This window comes from Flavobacterium difficile (assembly GCF_011392115.1).
Classification (GTDB): Bacteria; Bacteroidota; Bacteroidia; order Flavobacteriales; family Flavobacteriaceae; genus Flavobacterium; species Flavobacterium difficile.
The window spans coordinates 468,329-486,399 of the sequence record NZ_JAAJBT010000001.1 but is presented as its reverse complement, the minus strand read 5'-3'; the positions used below and the strand labels follow the sequence as shown (position 1 = coordinate 486,399).

Genomic DNA, 18,071 nt, shown 5'->3' with positions numbered 1-18,071 from the left:
GCTAATTATTATTTTATATTTGTCATATGGTATAGCTTTATTATAGATAGGTGTCTATCTCAGCAATTTTATTTTCATTTGTTTTCGATGATTTTCAATTGCAAGCAAACGCTTTTTTTGTGGCTATTTCATACTACGAAAATAAGTTTTTTTATCTTTGAAACTATAAAATTAGAAAAAACTCATGCAATTATCTGAAATAACGAAACATTTGGAGCAATTAGCACCGTTAGCTTACGCCGAAGACTTTGACAATGTTGGTCTTTTAGTAAGTCACACCAACGATATTACAGGGATTTTGGTTTGTCATGATGCTTTAGAAGAAGTGATTGAGGAAGCTATTTCTAAAAATTGCAATTTGGTAGTTTGCTTCCATCCTATTTTGTTTTCTGGCTTGAAAAAAATTACTGGGAAAAATTATGTTGAAAGAGCAATCATTAAAGCGATAAAAAACGACATTGCCATTTACTCTGTACATACGGCTTTAGACAATCATCAAAATGGGGTGAATAAAATTTTTTGCGATGCCTTAGGAGTAACCCATACAAAAGTTTTAATCCCGAAACAAAACTTCATACATAAATTGGTAACTTATACCAAACCTGAAAACGTAAATCAATTAAAAGCCGCTTTATTCGATGCTGGTGCCGGAACGATTGGTAATTATGACAATTGTAGTTTTATTTCCTCTGGAATTGGGTCTTTTAAAGGAAACGATGCCAGCAATCCAGTAATCGGAGAAAAAAACATCCTACAAAAAGAAGCCGAAATAAAAATTGAAGTCACATTTGAAAAACACCTTCAAAACAACATTTTAAAAGCCCTTTTCACCAATCATTTGTATGAGGAAGTGGCTTATGAAATTTACAAAACTGAAAATGAACACCAAAATATTGGTTTAGGAATGATTGGCGAATTAGAACACGCTATGAAACCCGCCGAATTTTTACAATTTGTAAAAGATAAAATGGAATGTGGCGGCATTCGTCATAGTCAATTTTTACCTAACGAAATAAAAAAAGTAGCAGTTTTAGGAGGCAGTGGAAGTTTCGCTATAAAAAATGCAATTTCTGCTGGTGCTGATGCCTTTTTAACCGCAGATTTAAAATACCATCAGTTTTATGAAGCCGAAAACAAGCTGCTTTTAGCAGATATTGGCCATTTTGAAAGTGAAAGGTATACAAAAAACTATATTGTTGACTTTCTTAAAGAAAAAATCACTAATTTTGCAATCATTTTATCAGAATTAAATACAAATCCCGTTAAATATTTTTAACAATATGGCAAATACAAAAGAACTAAGCGTAGAAGAAAAGTTAAGAGCAATTTATGCCTTACAATTAATCGATTCTAAAATTGACGAAATTAGAAACGTAAGAGGTGAATTACCTTTAGAAGTGGAAGATTTAGAAGATGAAGTAGCCGGATTATCTAAGCGTTTAGAAAAATTGAACGACGATTTAAATGCTATCGATCATCAAGCAAAAGAAAAAAAGAACAATATTGATGACCACAAAGCAGCAATAAAAAAATATACAGAGCAACAAAAAAATGTGCGAAATAATAGAGAATTTAATTCTTTATCTAAAGAAATTGAGTTTCAAGAATTAGAAATTCAATTGGCTGAAAAGCACATTAAAGAAATGAAAGTTTCTTTGGAAAATAAAAAGGAAATTATCAATCAAACCAAAGAAAAGTTAGAAAGCAAGCAAAATCACTTAAAGCATAAAAAAGCAGAATTGAGTGATATTATGGCTGAAACTGAAAAAGATGAAAATTTCTTGATAGAAAAATCTAAAGAATATAGAGAAAAAATTGAAGAGCGTTTATTAGCAGCTTACGACAGAATTAGAGGAAGTGTCATTAACGGATTAGCAGTTGTTTCTATTGAGCGTGGCGCTTCTGCAGGTTCATTCTTCACAATTCCACCTCAAACACAAATGGAAATTGCTGGTAGAAAGAAAATTTTAACCGATGAGCACAGTGGACGTATTTTAGTTGACACTATTTTAGCCGACGAAGAAAAAGAAAAAATGGAAAAAGTTTTCGCCAAAATGTAATAGTAAAAATCCCTTATCTTTTCTCAAAACAATACGGGATATTTATATTTAAGAAACCCTTCAAGTGTTCAAAACTCTTGAAGGGTTTTCTATTAAGTAACAAATTTCTAAATTCTAATTTCAAGTTTCTAACTTCAAAATACTATCTTTGCCAAATGGAAGAGCAATTAGTACGCATCAATAAATATTTATCCGAATCAGGATTTTGTTCCCGTAGAGAAGCAGACCGCTTATTAGAAGAAGGCAGAATAACTATTAACGGAAAAACACCAGAATTGGGCACAAAAGTCGCACCAGGCGATGAAGTTCGTGTTAATGGCGAATTGGTAACCAATGCGAATAAAAAACCTATTTATTTATCTTTCCACAAACCAGCTGGAATTGAATGCACGACCAATCAAAATATTCCAGATAACATTGTAGATTACATAAATTATCCAGAACGTGTTTTTCCTATCGGAAGATTAGACAAAGCCAGTGAAGGTTTAATTTTTATGACGAATGATGGCGACATTGTAAACAAAATTTTGCGCGCGAGAAACAATCACGAAAAAGAATATATCGTGACAGTTGACAAACCTATTACAGATGTTTTCATTAGACAAATGAGTAATGGCTTACCAATTTTGGACACAATTACAAAGAAATGTAAAGTGGAAAAAGTAAGTCAATTTGTGTTTAAAATTGTTTTAACACAAGGCTTAAACCGACAAATTCGTAGAATGTGCGAATATTTAGATTACGAAGTAACTTCCTTAAAAAGAATTAGAATTATCAATATAACTCTAGATGTTCCCGTTGGCAAATACCGCCCGTTAACCGACAAAGAAATTATCGAATTAAATACACTTATTGAACCTTCAAGTAAAACTGAAGATGCTAGTATTTTAAGAGATAAAAAAACCAATTACGGCAGTAGAAATTACGACAAAAGGAATAGATAGTTTTTGGGCGTTACCCTTTGGGTCGTGTCTTCCGCTATATTCCCGATGAAAAATCGGGAGATGCCGCTACAACCACTAACGCAAATTCGTTTTCATTTAGATCACTAATTCCATCTGATAATCGTCCATAATGTAATTATTTCCGATATCAATTACTTCATCTTTTGTGATTGCAAAACCTAATTTTTGATAGAAAAACTGGGCTTTATTGTATTTGTTTACATTTAAAAAAACTCCTTTTTGCTGGTTTTTTTTAGCAATTTTCACCACTTCATCAATCATAAATCTTCCGAAACCTTTCCCTTGAGTTTCTGGTAACAAATAAATTTTATGAATTTTAAGCCAACCGGTTTCTTTACAATTCAATTCGTAAGCTACAAATCCGACTTTATTACTAGCCTCAACTAATAATTCGAAAACCTGCCCATTATCCATTTGATTACTTAAATTTTCAATAGAATAAAAGTTATCCAACATATAATTTAATTGCTCAATTGATAAGATTTCTCCATACGTAGAAGGCCAAATTGCATATGCCAAATCTTTAATTATTGGCAATTGAGTTTTATTTATTTTTTCTAAATATATCATAATAAAAAAGGCAATCACATAAAATGCAATCACCTTCAAATTTATAAATTTTAATTAAATATCTAATAAATGAGATGCTGAAACAAGTTCAGCATGACAAAAATCAAAATTACGCTTGTCCGGTTGGTCCGAAATTTAAGGGCATTGGCGGATGTTCCTCTTCTTTAATTTGTCCGTGTGCACTTTCAAATCTGTGAATGTTTTCGTGTAGTGCTTTTAATAATCTTTTAGCATGTTGTGGTGTCAAAATAATTCTTGATTTCACCTTAGCTTTTGGAACTCCGGGCATTAACGAAATAAAATCTACTACAAATTCGGTATTTGAATGATTGATTATCGCTAAATTAGAATACGTTCCTTCTGCTACTTTTTCGTCTAATTCGATATTGATTTGACCTTCCTGATTGTTATTTTCCATTTTTAATTTAATTTTTAGTCATACAAATCATAAAAATTTAATTCTAAATTTATGATAAATATATGAGGTTTGAATTCATTTAAGTATATACAAGATTAAGTAATATTTTTGATTTAAAAAAACGAATCGCAATTCTTACAGTATTAATTTCATCATGAGATCCGTTTGCTCGTCATTTCCTAATTTGAAGATATGTTTATTAAATTCTACGAAACCATTTTTCTTATAAAAATTAAGAGCTCTCAGGTTTTCTTCCCAAACACCTAACCAAACATATTCTACATTTTTCAGTTTTGCAACTTCTATTGCTTTATTATAAAGTAATTGTCCGATTTTTTTTCCATGAAATTCTTTAGTAACATAAATTCGTTCAATTTCAAGTGCTTTTTTGTCTTTTAATTCGGTTTGTGATGCTCCAAAATTGAGTTTTAAATAACCAATTACTTCGCCGTTAAATTTTGCAAAATAGAATTCAGAATTTATGTCGTTAAGTTCTGCAGTTAATTTTTCATTTGAAAAGCCTTCTTCCAAATAGATTCTCATATTTTCCTCAGTGTTAAATGCTGAAAAGGTTTCCCAAAACGTTTGGCGACCAATTTTTTGTAATTGTTCTAATTCATTAAGATTTACGATCTGAATGTGAATGTATTCCATATCTATTTGATTAAAAAAAACCTAACAGAAAAAAATCTGTTAGGTTTTTAGAATGATATATGCGATTTTGAATTTAGTAGCTGAATTCTTCTTTTCCAGCCATTAATTCACTGTATTCTTCTTTAGAACCTACAAGAATATTGTCGTAATCTCTCATACCTGTTCCAGCAGGAATTCTGTGACCTACAATTACATTTTCTTTCAATCCTTCTAAAGTATCGATTTTACCCGCAACAGCTGCTTCGTTTAATACTTTAGTAGTTTCCTGGAACGATGCCGCAGAAATAAATGATTTCGTTTGTAACGATGCTCTTGTAATACCTTGTAATACAGGTGTTGCAGTCGCAGTAATTACATCTCTAGCAGAAACTAAGTTTTTATCTTCACGTTTTAATAATGAATTTTCGTCTCTTAATTCTCTTGGAGAAATAATTTGTCCTGGTTTTAAATTCGTTGAATCACCAGCATCTTCTACTACTTTCATTCCATATAACTTATCGTTTTCTAGAATAAAGTCTGAAGTATGTGCTAGTTGATCTTCTAAGAATAAAGTATCTCCTGGATCTTGGATTCTAACTTTTCTCATCATCTGACGAATCACTACTTCGAAGTGTTTGTCATTGATTTTTACCCCTTGTAAACGGTAAACTTCTTGAATTTCGTTTACTAAGTATTGTTGAACAGCAGATGGTCCTTGAATTCTTAAGATATCTTCTGGAGTAATTGCTCCGTCTGATAATGGTGTTCCAGCTCTAACGAAGTCATTTTCTTGAACTAAGATTTGCGCCGATAACTTCACTAAATATTTCTTAACATCTCCGAATTTCGATTCAATAGATAACTCACGGTTACCTCTTTTCACTTTTCCGAAAGTAACTACACCATCAATTTCAGTAACTACTGCAGGGTTTGAAGGATTACGAGCTTCTAACAACTCGGTAATTCTTGGTAAACCTCCTGTAATATCACTTGCTTTAGATGAACGACGAGGAATTTTTACAAGAATTTTTCCTGCTTTAATTTTCTCACCATCATCTACCATAAGGTGTGCACCAACTGGTAAATTGTATGATCTAATTAACTCACCATCTTTACCATAAATATGTAAAGTTGGGATTAATTTTTTGTTACGTCCTTCAGAAATTACTTTTTCTTGGAAACCTGTTTGCTCATCAATTTCAACCATGAAAGATTGACCTTGTTCTAAATCTTCATAAGCAATTTTACCTGTAAACTCAGATACAATTACACCATTATAAGGATCCCACTTACAGATAGTTGCGCCTTTTTCTACTGTATCACCATCTTTAACGTTGATTGTAGAACCGTAAGGAATATTATGAGTACTTAATAAAATACCAGTATTAACATCTACTAATTTCAATTCAGTAGAACGAGAAATTACGATATCGATAGTATTACCTTCAGCATCTTCTCCTTTAACTGTTTTTAAATCTTCAATCTCTAATTTACCTGCAAAACGAGCAGAAATACCAGCTTCTTCAGAAATACCTCCAGCAACCCCTCCAACGTGGAATGTACGAAGTGTTAACTGTGTACCTGGCTCTCCAATTGACTGTGCAGCAATAACTCCAACAGCTTCACCACGTTGTGCCATTTTACCAGTAGCCAAATTACGACCGTAACATTTTGTACAGATTCCTTTTTTAGCTTCACAAGTTAATGGAGAACGCACTTCTACTTTTTCAATTGGAGAAGCGTCTATAGCTTTAACAATTGCTTCTGTAATATGATCTCCAGCATGAACTAAAACTTCAGAGTTGAATGGGTTAATTACATCTTGTAACGCAACACGTCCTAAAATTCTTTCTCCTAATGTTTCAACAATTTCTTCATTTTTCTTCAAAGCAGAAACTTCTACACCTCTTAATGTTCCACAGTCTACAGAATTAATAATAACATCTTGAGATACATCATGTAACCTTCTTGTTAAATATCCTGCATCGGCAGTTTTAAGAGCCGTATCCGCTAATCCTTTACGTGCCCCGTGCGTAGAAATGAAGTATTCTAAAATCGATAAACCTTCTTTAAAGTTAGAAAGAATCGGGTTTTCAATAATTTCACCACCACCTGCGGTTGATTTTTTCGGCTTAGCCATTAATCCACGCATACCAGTTAACTGACGAATTTGTTCTTTAGAACCCCTTGCCCCAGAATCAAGCATCATATATACCGAGTTGAAACCTTGTTGGTCTTCACGGATATTTTTCATAGCTGCTTCAGTTAATTCCGCATTGGCAGAAGTCCAAATATCAATTACCTGATTGTAACGCTCATTATTTGTAATCAGACCCATGTTATAGTTCATAGAAATACCTTCTACTTGCTCACGAGCGTCTGCAATTAATTTTGTTTTTTGCTCTGGAATTCTAATATCTCCTAAACTGAATGACAATCCACCTTTGAAAGCGAATTTGTAACCCATGTTTTTCATATCATCCAAGAAAGCTGCTGTAGTAGGTACATCAGTTACTGCTAAAATTTTACCAATAATATCTCTTAAAGATTTTTTTGTTAAAACTTCATTTATATATCCTGCAGCTTCTGGTACTACTTCATTAAATAATACTCTACCTGCAGTAGTTTGGATAATTTGATATACTAATTCTCCGTTTTCATTAAAGTCTTTTGCTCTAATTTTCACTCTAGCATTTAATTCAACTCTTCCTTCATTTAAAGCGATATTACACTCTTCAGCAGAATAGAAAGTTAAACCTTCTCCGTTGATTTTCATTTCTGGAGTAGTTAAACGCTCTTTGGTCATATAGTAAAGACCTAATACCATGTCTTGAGAAGGTACCGTAATTGGTGCACCATTCGCAGGGTTTAAGATATTGTGAGACGCTAACATTAATAATTGTGCTTCCAAAATTGCTTCTGGCCCTAAAGGTAAGTGAACCGCCATCTGGTCACCATCGAAATCGGCGTTGAATGCCGTACATACTAATGGGTGTAACTGGATTGCTTTTCCTTCAATTAACTTAGGTTGGAAGGCTTGGATACCTAAACGGTGAAGTGTAGGAGCACGGTTAAGTAATACTGGATGTCCTTTAATAACATTTTCTAAGATATCCCATACTACTGGTTCTTTTTTATCGATAATTTTCTTAGCCGACTTCACTGTTTTAACGATTCCTCTTTCGATTAACTTACGAATAACGAATGGTTTGTACAATTCAGCAGCCATATCTTTTGGAAGACCACATTCGAACAATTTCATTTCTGGTCCTACAACAATTACTGAACGAGCAGAATAATCCACACGTTTTCCTAATAAGTTTTGACGGAAACGACCTTGTTTACCTTTTAATGAATCTGATAAAGATTTTAATGGTCTGTTTGATTCTGTTTTAACTGCAGAAGCTTTTCTTGTATTATCGAAAAGTGAATCTACCGCTTCTTGTAACATACGTTTTTCATTACGTAAGATTACTTCCGGCGCTTTAATTTCAACTAATCTTTTTAAACGATTGTTACGGATGATCACTCTTCTGTATAAATCATTTAAATCTGAAGTTGCGAAACGACCTCCATCTAAAGGTACAAGAGGACGTAATTCTGGTGGAATAACTGGAATTACTTTTAAAATCATCCATTCTGGACGGTTTTCTCTGTTTTTATTAGATTCACGGAAAGATTCTACAACATTTAATCTTTTTAAGGCTTCTGTTTTTCTTTGTTTAGAAGTTTCATTATTAGCAGCATGACGTAATTTATATGATAATTCATCTAAATCTGTACGAGCTAATAAATCCATAATACATTCAGCACCCATTTTGGCGATAAATTTATTAGGATCTGTATCATCTAAATATTGGTTTTCCATTGGTAAAGTATCCACGATATTTAGATATTCTTCTTCAGTTAAGAAGTCTAATCGATTTAAAGTTTCACCTTCTGGACCTTTAGCAATACCTGCTTGAATCACTACATATCTTTCGTAGTAGATGATCATGTCTAATTTCTTAGAAGGCAATCCTAAAACGTAACCAATTTTGTTTGGAAGAGAACGGAAATACCAGATGTGAGCGATTGGCACAACAAGGTTGATGTGACCTACTCTGTCTCTACGTACTTTTTTCTCAGTAACTTCAACTCCACAACGGTCGCAAACGATTCCTTTGTAGCGAATTCTTTTATATTTTCCACAAGCACATTCGAAATCTTTAACTGGTCCGAAAATTCGTTCACAGAAAAGACCATCTCTTTCTGGTTTGTGTGTACGGTAGTTGATTGTTTCCGGTTTTAACACCTCACCTCTAGATTCACTTAACATTGATTCTGGCGATGCCAAACCAATTGTTATTCTGTTAAATCTTTTAACTCCAGTACTTTTGTCTTTGTTATTTCTATTATTCATCATAGTTTTTACTATTGATTTATGTGCAATTTAAAATTGAATCTTGTTTTAGTCAAAAGAAACTTAAGACCTTAACGCTACCACGGCTTACTTCTCTAAACTTCAATCTCAACATTGAAGTGCTAGTTATATTGCTATAAAAAATCGGAACGGTTTACGGGTATAAATCCTTAAAAACTCTATTGTACGTAATCAGTTTTCAGTCACAGTTTTCAGCAAATACTGCGAACTGCGACTGTAACTGTTTACTATTTTTATTCTTCTAATCTGATATCTAAACCAAGACCTTTCAATTCATGCATTAATACATTGAATGATTCAGGTAATCCTGGTTCTGGCATAGTTTCACCTTTTACGATAGCCTCGTAAGTTTTGGCTCTACCATTCACGTCATCCGATTTAACTGTCAAGATTTCTCTCAAAGTACTTGATGCACCGTATGCTTCAAGTGCCCAAACCTCCATCTCTCCAAAACGTTGTCCTCCAAATTGCGCTTTACCTCCTAAAGGTTGTTGCGTAATTAATGAGTAAGGTCCGATTGAACGAGCGTGCATTTTATCATCAACCATGTGTCCTAACTTAAGCATGTAAATTACACCTACCGTTGCTGGTTGATGGAAACGTTCACCTGTTCCACCGTCGTATAAGTATGTATGACCGAATCTTGGAATTCCAGCTTCGTCTGTATATCCATTAATTTGATCTAATGAAGCTCCGTCAAAGATAGGCGTTGCAAACTTTTTACCAGTTTTTAAACCTGCCCAACCTAATACGGTTTCATAAATCTGTCCAATGTTCATACGCGAAGGTACTCCAAGTGGGTTCAATACGATATCTACTGGCGTTCCATCTTCTAAGAAAGGCATATCTTCCTGACGAACGATTTTAGCAACAATACCTTTGTTACCGTGACGTCCTGCCATTTTATCCCCTACTTTCAACTTACGTTTCTTAGCGATATAAACTTTAGCTAATTTTAAAATTCCAGCAGGTAATTCATCACCTACAGAAATTGTAAATTTCTCTCTTCTTAATACCCCTTGTAAATCGTTTAATTTGATTTTATAATTGTGTACTAAATCGTTAATTAATGAATTCGTATGTTCGTCTGTAGTCCATTGCCCTTTTGTTAAGTGCGCAAAGTCTTCCACAGATTGTAACATCTTTTTAGTGAATTTTTTACCTTTTGGTAATACTTCTTCACCTAAATCATTGATTACACCTTGAGATGTTTTACCGTCTACGATTAAGAATAATTTATCGATTAACTTGTCTTTTAGTTCAACGAATCTTACTTCGAATTCCATTTCAAGTTTGTCTAAATCTTCTTTATCTTTAGAGCGTTTACGTTTATCTTTAACCGCTTTAGCAAATAATTTTTTGTCTAAAACTACACCGTGTAATGATGGAGAAGCTTTTAATGAAGCATCTTTTACATCACCTGCTTTATCACCAAAGATCGCACGTAATAATTTTTCTTCTGGAGTTGGATCTGATTCCCCTTTTGGTGTAATTTTTCCGATAAGAATATCACCAGGTTTTACTTCAGCTCCAATTCTGATCATTCCGTTTTCATCTAAGTCTTTAGTAGCCTCTTCAGAAACGTTAGGAATATCGTTAGTTAACTCTTCGTTACCTAATTTTGTATCTCTAACTTCTAGTGAATAATCATCAACGTGGATAGAAGTGAAAATATCATCTCTAACTACTTTTTCAGAAATTACAATTGCATCCTCGAAGTTATACCCTTTCCAAGGCATGAAGGCTACTTGTAAGTTTCTACCTAAAGCCAACTCTCCGTTTTGTGTTGCATATCCTTCACAAAGTACCTGACCTTTTTCAACTCTTGTTCCTTTTCTAACGATAGGTTTTAGGTTGATTGTTGTACTTTGATTCGTTTTTCTGAATTTAATTAAGTTGTAAGTTTTTTCATCTTCTTCAAAACTTACCATTCTTTGTTCTTCCGTTCTGTCATACTTAATAGTTACTTTATCAGCATCTACATAAGTAACAACTCCAGAACCTTCCGCATTAATAAGTACACGAGAATCAGACGCCACTTGTCTTTCTAAACCAGTTCCTACAATTGGAGCTTCTGGTCTTAATAGAGGTACAGCCTGACGCATCATGTTTGATCCCATCAACGCACGGTTCGCATCATCATGTTCTAAGAAAGGAATTAATGAAGCAGAAATAGAAGCAATTTGATTTGGTGCAACGTCTGTGTAGTGAACTGCAGTTGGAGAAACCACTGGAAAATCTCCTTCTTCACGTGCAATTACATTATCAGCAAGAATTTTACCATTATTATCCATTTCAATGTTTGCTTGCGCAATCATTTTTCCTTCTTCTTCTTCAGCGCTTAAATAAACAGGAGTAGATTCTAAATCAACTACACCATCAGTTACCTTACGGTAAGGAGTTTCGATGAATCCCATTCCGTTTACTTTTGCATATACTCCTAATGAAGAAATCAAACCAATGTTTGGACCTTCAGGAGTTTCAATAGGACATAAACGTCCGTAATGCGTATAGTGAACGTCACGAACCTCGAAACCTGCTCTTTCTCTAGATAAACCTCCAGGTCCTAGTGCTGATAAACGACGTTTGTGAGTAATCTCTGCTAATGGATTCGTTTGATCCATAAACTGAGATAACTGGTTGGTACCAAAGAACGAATTAATTACAGATGATAACGTTTTCGCGTTAATCAAATCGATTGGAGTAAAGACTTCGTTATCACGTACATTCATTCTTTCTCGAATAGTACGAGCCATACGAGCTAAACCAACACCAAACTGAGCTGATAATTGTTCACCAACTGTTCTAACACGACGGTTAGATAAGTGATCAATATCATCAATCTCTGCTTTTGAATTAATTAATTCGATTAAGTATTTTACAATTGTAATGATATCTTCTTTAGTTAAAACTTGCTTATCCATTGGGATATCTAAGCCTAACTTTTTATTCATTCTGTAACGACCTACATCACCTAAGTTGTAACGTTGGTCTGAGAAGAATAATTTATCGATAATACCACGAGCCGTTTCTTCATCTGGCGGTTCGGCATTACGTAATTGTCTATATATATGTTCTACTGCTTCTTTTTCAGAGTTAGTAGGGTCTTTTTGCAATGTATTATGGATGATAGCAAAATCTGCTTGATTACTATCTTCTTTGTGTAATAAAATTACTTTAACATCTGCTTCGATGATTTCATCAACGTTATCTTTATCTAAGATAGTGTCACGGTCTAAAATAATTTCGTTACGTTCGATAGAAACAACTTCACCAGTATCTTCATCTACGAAATCTTCATGCCATGTGTTAAGTACACGAGCAGCAAGCCTTCTTCCGATGTATTTTTTGATTCCAGTTTTAGACACTTTAATTTCTTCTGCAAGGTCGAAAATTTCAAGAATATCTTTATCTCTTTCAAAACCGATGGCACGGAAAAGAGTAGTAACAGGTAATTTTTTCTTTCTATCGATATATGCATACATAACATTGTTAATGTCTGTTGCAAATTCTATCCAAGAACCTTTAAAAGGAATTACTCTGGCAGAATATAATTTAGTTCCATTTGCGTGGAAAGATTGACCAAAGAAAACCCCTGGTGATCTATGTAATTGAGAAACAACGACACGTTCAGCTCCGTTGATAACGAAAGTTCCGCTTGGCGCCATGTAAGGAATTGTTCCTAAATAAACATCTTGCACAATAGTTTCGAAATCCTCGTGCTCAGGATCTGTACAGTATAACTTTAAACGAGCTTTAAGTGGCACACTGTAAGTTAAACCTCTATCGATACATTCCTCGATAGTATATCTTGGTGGGTCAATAAAATAATCTAGAAATTCAAGAACGAACTGATTTCTAGTATCAGTTATTGGAAAATTTTCCATGAAGGTATTATAAAGACCTTCATTACCTCTTTCGTCTGATTTAGTTTCTAATTGAAAAAAATCTTGAAATGACTTTACCTGAATATCTAGAAAATCTGGATAATTAGGAATATTTTTTGTCGAGGCAAAATTGATTCTTTCTGTTTGATTAGCAATCATCAATGGATAATATTATGATTAAAAAAAAGTAATTTTTGTGATTAACACAACATTTATAAAATAATTTATACTTTTTTTTTACAATCAATACATCTTTAAAAACAATTTAAAATCACTTTTTTTCTTCGTATTGATTTAAAAAAATATTTTTCGTAGATCTATAAAATTTATAGAATTTTATTATACGAAAAATGGTTTAGGTCGTGGAAATGACTTCCAAGACCTAAACCTGTATTATAAACTGGGTGAGATTATTTTAACTCAACTACAGCACCAGCCTCTTCTAAAGCTTTCTTAAGACCTTCAGCCTCATCTTTAGAAACTCCTTCTTTAACATTTGTTGGAGCAGCATCAACTAAATCTTTAGCTTCTTTAAGACCTAAACCAGTTAATTCTTTAACCGCTTTAACAACTCCTAATTTAGAAGCACCAGCTTCTTTTAATACAACTGTAAATTCAGTTTGTTCAGCTGCAGCACCAGCATCTCCACCACCAGCAGCAACTACAACAGCTGCAGCAGCAGGCTCGATACCATACTCATCTTTTAATATTGTTGCTAATTCGTTAACTTCTTTTACAGTTAAGTTAACTAATTGTTCTGCGAAATTTTTTAAATCTGCCATTTTTTCTATCTTTAATGTGTTTAAAATATGTAATTTATTAAGTGCGTTTTGTTTTCTTATTCTGCAGCTTCACCTTTAGATTCAGCATTATTTAATAAAGCTGAAAGTATACGTTTAGCTGGAGATTGTAATAATCCGATAATTTCACCAATAACTTCTTCTCTAGATTTAATAGCTACTAAGCTATCTAAAAGTTCGTCACCAATAAAAATTTCTTGATTAATATATGCTCCTTTTAATAAAGGTTTTTTACCTTTTTTACGGAATTCTTTGATAATTTTTGCAGGACCATTAGCTGTTTCTGCAATCATTATAGAAGTGTTACCTTTTAAAGTAGATGATAAATCTCCATAGTCGTTTGCAGAAACTTCCATAGCCTTAGCTAACAAAGTATTCTTTACAACTTCTAATTTGATTCCTGCTTTAAAACAAGCTCTTCTTAAGTCTGAAGTAGTTCCTGCATCAAGTCCAGATACGTCTGCTAAATACACAACATTCACATCTGCTAACTGTGCAGTCAAATTTTCAATAGCAATTGATTTTTCTTCTCTAGTCATACTAAATATATTTAACTACCAATTATACTGCTTTAGGATCTAAAGCGATAGCAGGACTCATTGTACTTGTTAAGTGAATAGACTTAATGTAAGTACCTTTCGCCGCAGTTGGTTTTAATTTGATTAATGTTTGAACAATTTCGTGTGCATTGTCATAGATTTTATCAGCATCAAAAGATACTCTTCCTATTCCTGCATGAACGATACCAGTTTTATCAACTTTAAAGTCAATTTTACCAGCTTTAACTTCTTGAATTGCTTTAGCAACATCCATAGTTACAGTACCAGTCTTAGGATTTGGCATTAAACCTCTTGGTCCTAAAACACGACCTAATGGACCTAATTTACCCATAACAGCTGGCATAGTGATGATTACATCAACATCTGTCCAACCATCTTTGATTTTTTGAAGGTAGTCATCTAAACCAACGTGGTCTGCACCAGCTGCTTTAGCTTCCGCTTCTTTATCTGGAGTAACAAGAGCTAAAACTCTTACATCTTTACCTGTACCATGTGGTAATGCAACCACACCTCTTACCATTTGATTTGCTTTTCTTGGATCTACTCCAAGTCTAACAGAGATATCAACTGATTCATCAAACTTAGCTGAAGCAATTTGTTTGATTAATACTGATGCATCTTTTAGAGAATATAATTTATTCTTTTCAATTTTAGCAGCAGCTTCTTTTTGCTTTTTTGTCAATTTTGCCATATCTCTTATTTTAGAGGAGAATCTCCAGTTACAGTTATACCCATAGATCTAGCTGTTCCAGCAATCATACTCATCGCAGACTCCAATGTGAATGCATTTAAATCTGCCATTTTATCTTCTGCAATCGCCTTAATCACATCCCAAGTAACACTTGCTACTTTTTTACGATTAGGCTCACCAGAACCAGATTTTAATTTTGCAGCATCCATTAATTGAACTGCAGCAGGTGGAGTTTTAATAACAAAGTCAAAAGACTTGTCTTTGTATACAGTAATTTGTACTGGACACACTTTGCCAGGTTTATCTTGTGTTCTTGCATTGAATTGCTTACAGAACTCCATGATATTAACCCCAGCAGCTCCCAAAGCAGGTCCAACCGGTGGCGACGGGTTCGCAGCACCTCCCTTAACTTGTAGTTTAACTACTTTACTAACTTCTTTAGCCATTTTTTAAAATTTTACATTAATCAACGGAAGCGATTAATGCGGGTTTATATATGTAACAAAAATTATACTTTTTCAACTTGCATAAAACTTAATTCTAATGGTGTTTTTCTTCCGAAAATTTTAACCATTACTTCAAGTTTACGCTTTTCTTCATTTATTTTTTCAATAGTTCCGTTGAAACCATTAAAAGGACCATCGATAACCTTAACAGTTTCATCAATAGAATAAGGTATGCTCACATTTTCTGTTTTCACAGATAATTCATCAACTTTACCTAACATTCTGTTAACTTCTGCCATTCTTAATGGTACAGCATCACCACCTTTAGTTTCACCTAAAAATCCGATAACACCAGTAATCGACTTAATAATATGAGGAATTTCACCTGTTAAGTTAGCTTCAATCATAACATAACCAGGGAAATATACTCTTTCTTTTGATATTTTTTTACCGTCTTTTACTTGTACTACTTTTTCGGTAGGCACAAGTACTTGAGAGATATAGTCACCCATTCCAACACGATTAACTTCTTGCTCAATATAAGCTTTAACCTTGTTCTCTTGACCACTTACCGCTCTAACGACATACCATTTCTTTACGTTATTATCAGCCATTTCGAATTAACCTTTTAACAAATTAAAGAATCCGTTTAACACTTTAGTGAACGTTAAATCAACACCCCATGTAGCCAAAGCAAATAACACTGAAAACAAAGCAACAACAACTGTATACTTTTGCACATCAGCCCAAGCTGGCCAAGTTACGTTTGATTTTAATTCTTCGAATGCTTCAGAAAAATATTTTAACATGATATTTACTTTATTTGCACGGGCGGAGGGATTCGAACCCCCATCAATGGTTTTGGAGACCACTATACTAACCCTTGTACTACGCCCGTTTGTTAAAAATCAGTACCGAAAATCGGTACTGATTTAATTTATTATTGACTTATAATTAGTCTAAAATTTCAGTTACCTGTCCAGCACCTACTGTTCTACCACCTTCACGGATAGCGAAACGTAAACCTAAAGACAATGCAATTGGAGATAATAATTCAACTTCAATAGTTAAGTTATCACCTGGCATTACCATTTCTCTACCTTCTGGTAACATAATAGTACCTGTTACGTCAGTTGTACGTACATAAAACTGAGGACGGTAATTATTATGGAATGGAGTATGACGTCCACCTTCTTCTTTTTTCAAGATATAAACCTCTGCTTTGAATTTAGCGTGTGGTTTAACAGATCCTGGCTTAATGATAACCATACCTCTTTTGATGTCTGATTTATCAATACCTCTTAATAATAAACCAACGTTATCTCCAGCTTCACCTCTATCTAAGATTTTACGGAACATTTCAACTCCAGTAATAGTAGAAGTTAATTTTTCAGCACCCATACCGATGATTTCAACTGGATCTCCAGTGTTTGCAATTCCAGTTTCGATACGACCTGTAGCAACAGTTCCACGACCTGTAATTGTAAATGAATCTTCAACTGGCATTAAGAATGGTTTTTCAACATCACGAACTGGTAATTCAATCCAGTTGTCAACTGCATCCATTAATTCCATGATAGTAGCTACCCATTTTGGATCTCCATTCAAACCTCCTAAAGCAGAACCTTGAATAACTGGACCATTATCTCCATCATATTGATAGAAAGATAATAAATCTCTGATTTCCATTTCAACTAACTCTAACAACTCAGCATCATCAACCATATCCACTTTGTTCATGAATACAACCATTCTAGGCACACCTACTTGACGACCTAAAAGGATATGCTCACGAGTTTGTGGCATTGGACCATCTGTAGCAGCAACTACTAAGATAGCACCATCCATTTGCGCAGCACCTGTAACCATGTTCTTAACGTAATCCGCGTGACCTGGACAGTCTACGTGAGCGTAGTGACGGTTAGCAGTTGAATACTCAACGTGCGACGTGTTAATTGTAATACCTCTTTCTTTTTCTTCAGGAGCATTATCAATTTGATCAAATGATTTTGCTTCTGATAAACCTGCATCTGACAATACTTTTGTAATTGCAGCTGTTAACGTAGTTTTACCGTGATCTACGTGTCCGATAGTACCAATATTCAAATGGGGCTTCGAACGGTCGAATGTTTCCTTTGCCATGATTTTAAAATTTAATCTTAGTTATTTATTATTAGTGTTCAAAAATTATTTCTATTTTGAGCCAATGTCGGGAATTGAACCCGAGACCTCTTCCTTACCAAGGAAGCACTCTACCCCTGAGCTACACCGGCTTTTGTGAGTTCAGAAGTCAAAAACAAACCTAAATTTGTTTTCAATTCTTTTTTACCTTATGTATTTTTTTTTCTAAATTTATTAAAAATCACTTCTTAACAAATTACAAAATTGTGGGGAGAGCAGGATTCGAACCTGCGAAGTTTTCACAGCAGATTTACAGTCTGCCCTCGTTGGCCGCTTGAGTATCTCCCCTTTCTACCTACACACTTCGTTGCATAAATAGTATACCTAAAATTTCAAAGAGCCAGTGGAGGGACTCGAACCCACGACCTGCTGATTACAAATCAGCTGCTCTAGCCAGCTGAGCTACACCGGCATTTCTATATATAGAAAAAGTCCGC

General features: G+C 34.0%; 15 protein-coding genes and 4 tRNA genes. 3 read left to right on the top strand and 16 right to left on the bottom strand.

The genetic code is table 11. The features are described 5' to 3' along the window. Positions 1 to 184: 184 nt before the first annotated feature. The 3 genes from G4D72_RS02075 (at position 185) to rluF (ending at position 3,004) form a co-directional block, all read left to right on the top strand. Positions 185 to 1,276 carry a Nif3-like dinuclear metal center hexameric protein gene (locus G4D72_RS02075; RefSeq protein ID WP_166075925.1) on the top strand — a complete coding sequence of 364 codons (1,092 nt, stop codon included), beginning with the start codon at positions 185 to 187 and terminating at the stop codon, positions 1,274 to 1,276. Positions 1,277 to 1,280: 4 nt separating this feature from the next. Next, the gene (locus G4D72_RS02070) at positions 1,281 to 2,060 is read left to right on the top strand and encodes a zinc ribbon domain-containing protein (RefSeq protein ID WP_166075924.1); all 780 of its coding nucleotides are present in this window, start codon (positions 1,281 to 1,283) and stop codon (positions 2,058 to 2,060) included. Positions 2,061 to 2,215: 155 nt separating this feature from the next. Beyond that, the gene (gene rluF, locus G4D72_RS02065) at positions 2,216 to 3,004 is read left to right on the top strand and encodes a 23S rRNA pseudouridine(2604) synthase RluF (RefSeq protein WP_166075923.1); all 789 of its coding nucleotides are present in this window, start codon (positions 2,216 to 2,218) and stop codon (positions 3,002 to 3,004) included. Positions 3,005 to 3,100: 96 nt separating this feature from the next. Here rluF and G4D72_RS02060 read toward each other — a convergent pair whose 3' ends face one another. From G4D72_RS02060 to G4D72_RS01985, 16 genes are all read right to left on the bottom strand, one after another. Continuing rightward, entirely contained in the window at positions 3,101 to 3,628 is a 528-nt protein-coding gene (locus tag G4D72_RS02060) for a GNAT family N-acetyltransferase (protein ID WP_317165221.1), read from the bottom strand. A gap of 76 nt (positions 3,629 to 3,704) precedes the next feature. Continuing rightward, positions 3,705 to 4,013 (bottom strand): DUF3467 domain-containing protein, encoded by a 309-nt coding sequence (locus G4D72_RS02055; RefSeq protein WP_166075922.1) that lies wholly within the window; start codon positions 4,011 to 4,013, stop codon positions 3,705 to 3,707. A gap of 135 nt (positions 4,014 to 4,148) precedes the next feature. Next, positions 4,149 to 4,667, bottom strand: coding sequence for a GNAT family N-acetyltransferase (locus G4D72_RS02050; RefSeq protein ID WP_166075921.1), 519 nt, complete (start codon positions 4,665 to 4,667; stop codon positions 4,149 to 4,151). Between the two features lie 73 nt (positions 4,668 to 4,740). After that, positions 4,741 to 9,051 (bottom strand): DNA-directed RNA polymerase subunit beta', encoded by a 4,311-nt coding sequence (gene rpoC, locus G4D72_RS02045; protein WP_166075920.1) that lies wholly within the window; start codon positions 9,049 to 9,051, stop codon positions 4,741 to 4,743. A gap of 251 nt (positions 9,052 to 9,302) precedes the next feature. Next, on the bottom strand, positions 9,303 to 13,115 hold the full coding sequence (gene rpoB, locus G4D72_RS02040; RefSeq protein ID WP_166075919.1) for a DNA-directed RNA polymerase subunit beta: 3,813 nt from the start codon (positions 13,113 to 13,115) through the stop codon (positions 9,303 to 9,305). A gap of 251 nt (positions 13,116 to 13,366) precedes the next feature. Continuing rightward, entirely contained in the window at positions 13,367 to 13,738 is a 372-nt protein-coding gene (gene rplL / locus G4D72_RS02035; protein ID WP_166075918.1) for a 50S ribosomal protein L7/L12, read from the bottom strand. 56 nt (positions 13,739 to 13,794) lie between these two features. Further along, positions 13,795 to 14,295, bottom strand: coding sequence for a 50S ribosomal protein L10 (gene rplJ / locus G4D72_RS02030; RefSeq protein ID WP_166075917.1), 501 nt, complete (start codon positions 14,293 to 14,295; stop codon positions 13,795 to 13,797). 22 nt (positions 14,296 to 14,317) lie between these two features. Then, complete coding sequence (rplA, locus tag G4D72_RS02025; protein ID WP_166075916.1) at positions 14,318 to 15,007, bottom strand: 50S ribosomal protein L1; 690 nt, start codon at positions 15,005 to 15,007, stop codon at positions 14,318 to 14,320. Between the two features lie 5 nt (positions 15,008 to 15,012). Then, a complete protein-coding gene (rplK, locus tag G4D72_RS02020; protein ID WP_166075915.1) occupies positions 15,013 to 15,453 on the bottom strand; it encodes a 50S ribosomal protein L11 in 441 nt (146 codons plus the stop codon). Positions 15,454 to 15,515: 62 nt separating this feature from the next. Next, positions 15,516 to 16,067 (bottom strand): transcription termination/antitermination protein NusG, encoded by a 552-nt coding sequence (nusG, locus tag G4D72_RS02015; protein WP_166075914.1) that lies wholly within the window; start codon positions 16,065 to 16,067, stop codon positions 15,516 to 15,518. Positions 16,068 to 16,073: 6 nt separating this feature from the next. Next, positions 16,074 to 16,262, bottom strand: coding sequence for a preprotein translocase subunit SecE (gene secE / locus G4D72_RS02010; protein WP_166075913.1), 189 nt, complete (start codon positions 16,260 to 16,262; stop codon positions 16,074 to 16,076). Between the two features lie 17 nt (positions 16,263 to 16,279). Beyond that, a tRNA-Trp gene (locus tag G4D72_RS02005) sits at positions 16,280 to 16,351 on the bottom strand. Positions 16,352 to 16,407: 56 nt separating this feature from the next. After that, positions 16,408 to 17,595, bottom strand: coding sequence for an elongation factor Tu (gene tuf / locus G4D72_RS02000; protein WP_166075912.1), 1,188 nt, complete (start codon positions 17,593 to 17,595; stop codon positions 16,408 to 16,410). 59 nt (positions 17,596 to 17,654) lie between these two features. Continuing rightward, positions 17,655 to 17,726: transfer RNA gene (locus tag G4D72_RS01995), tRNA-Thr, on the bottom strand. 115 nt (positions 17,727 to 17,841) lie between these two features. Continuing rightward, positions 17,842 to 17,922: transfer RNA gene (locus G4D72_RS01990), tRNA-Tyr, on the bottom strand. A gap of 50 nt (positions 17,923 to 17,972) precedes the next feature. Continuing rightward, a tRNA-Thr gene (locus G4D72_RS01985) sits at positions 17,973 to 18,046 on the bottom strand. Positions 18,047 to 18,071: the final 25 nt, after the last annotated feature.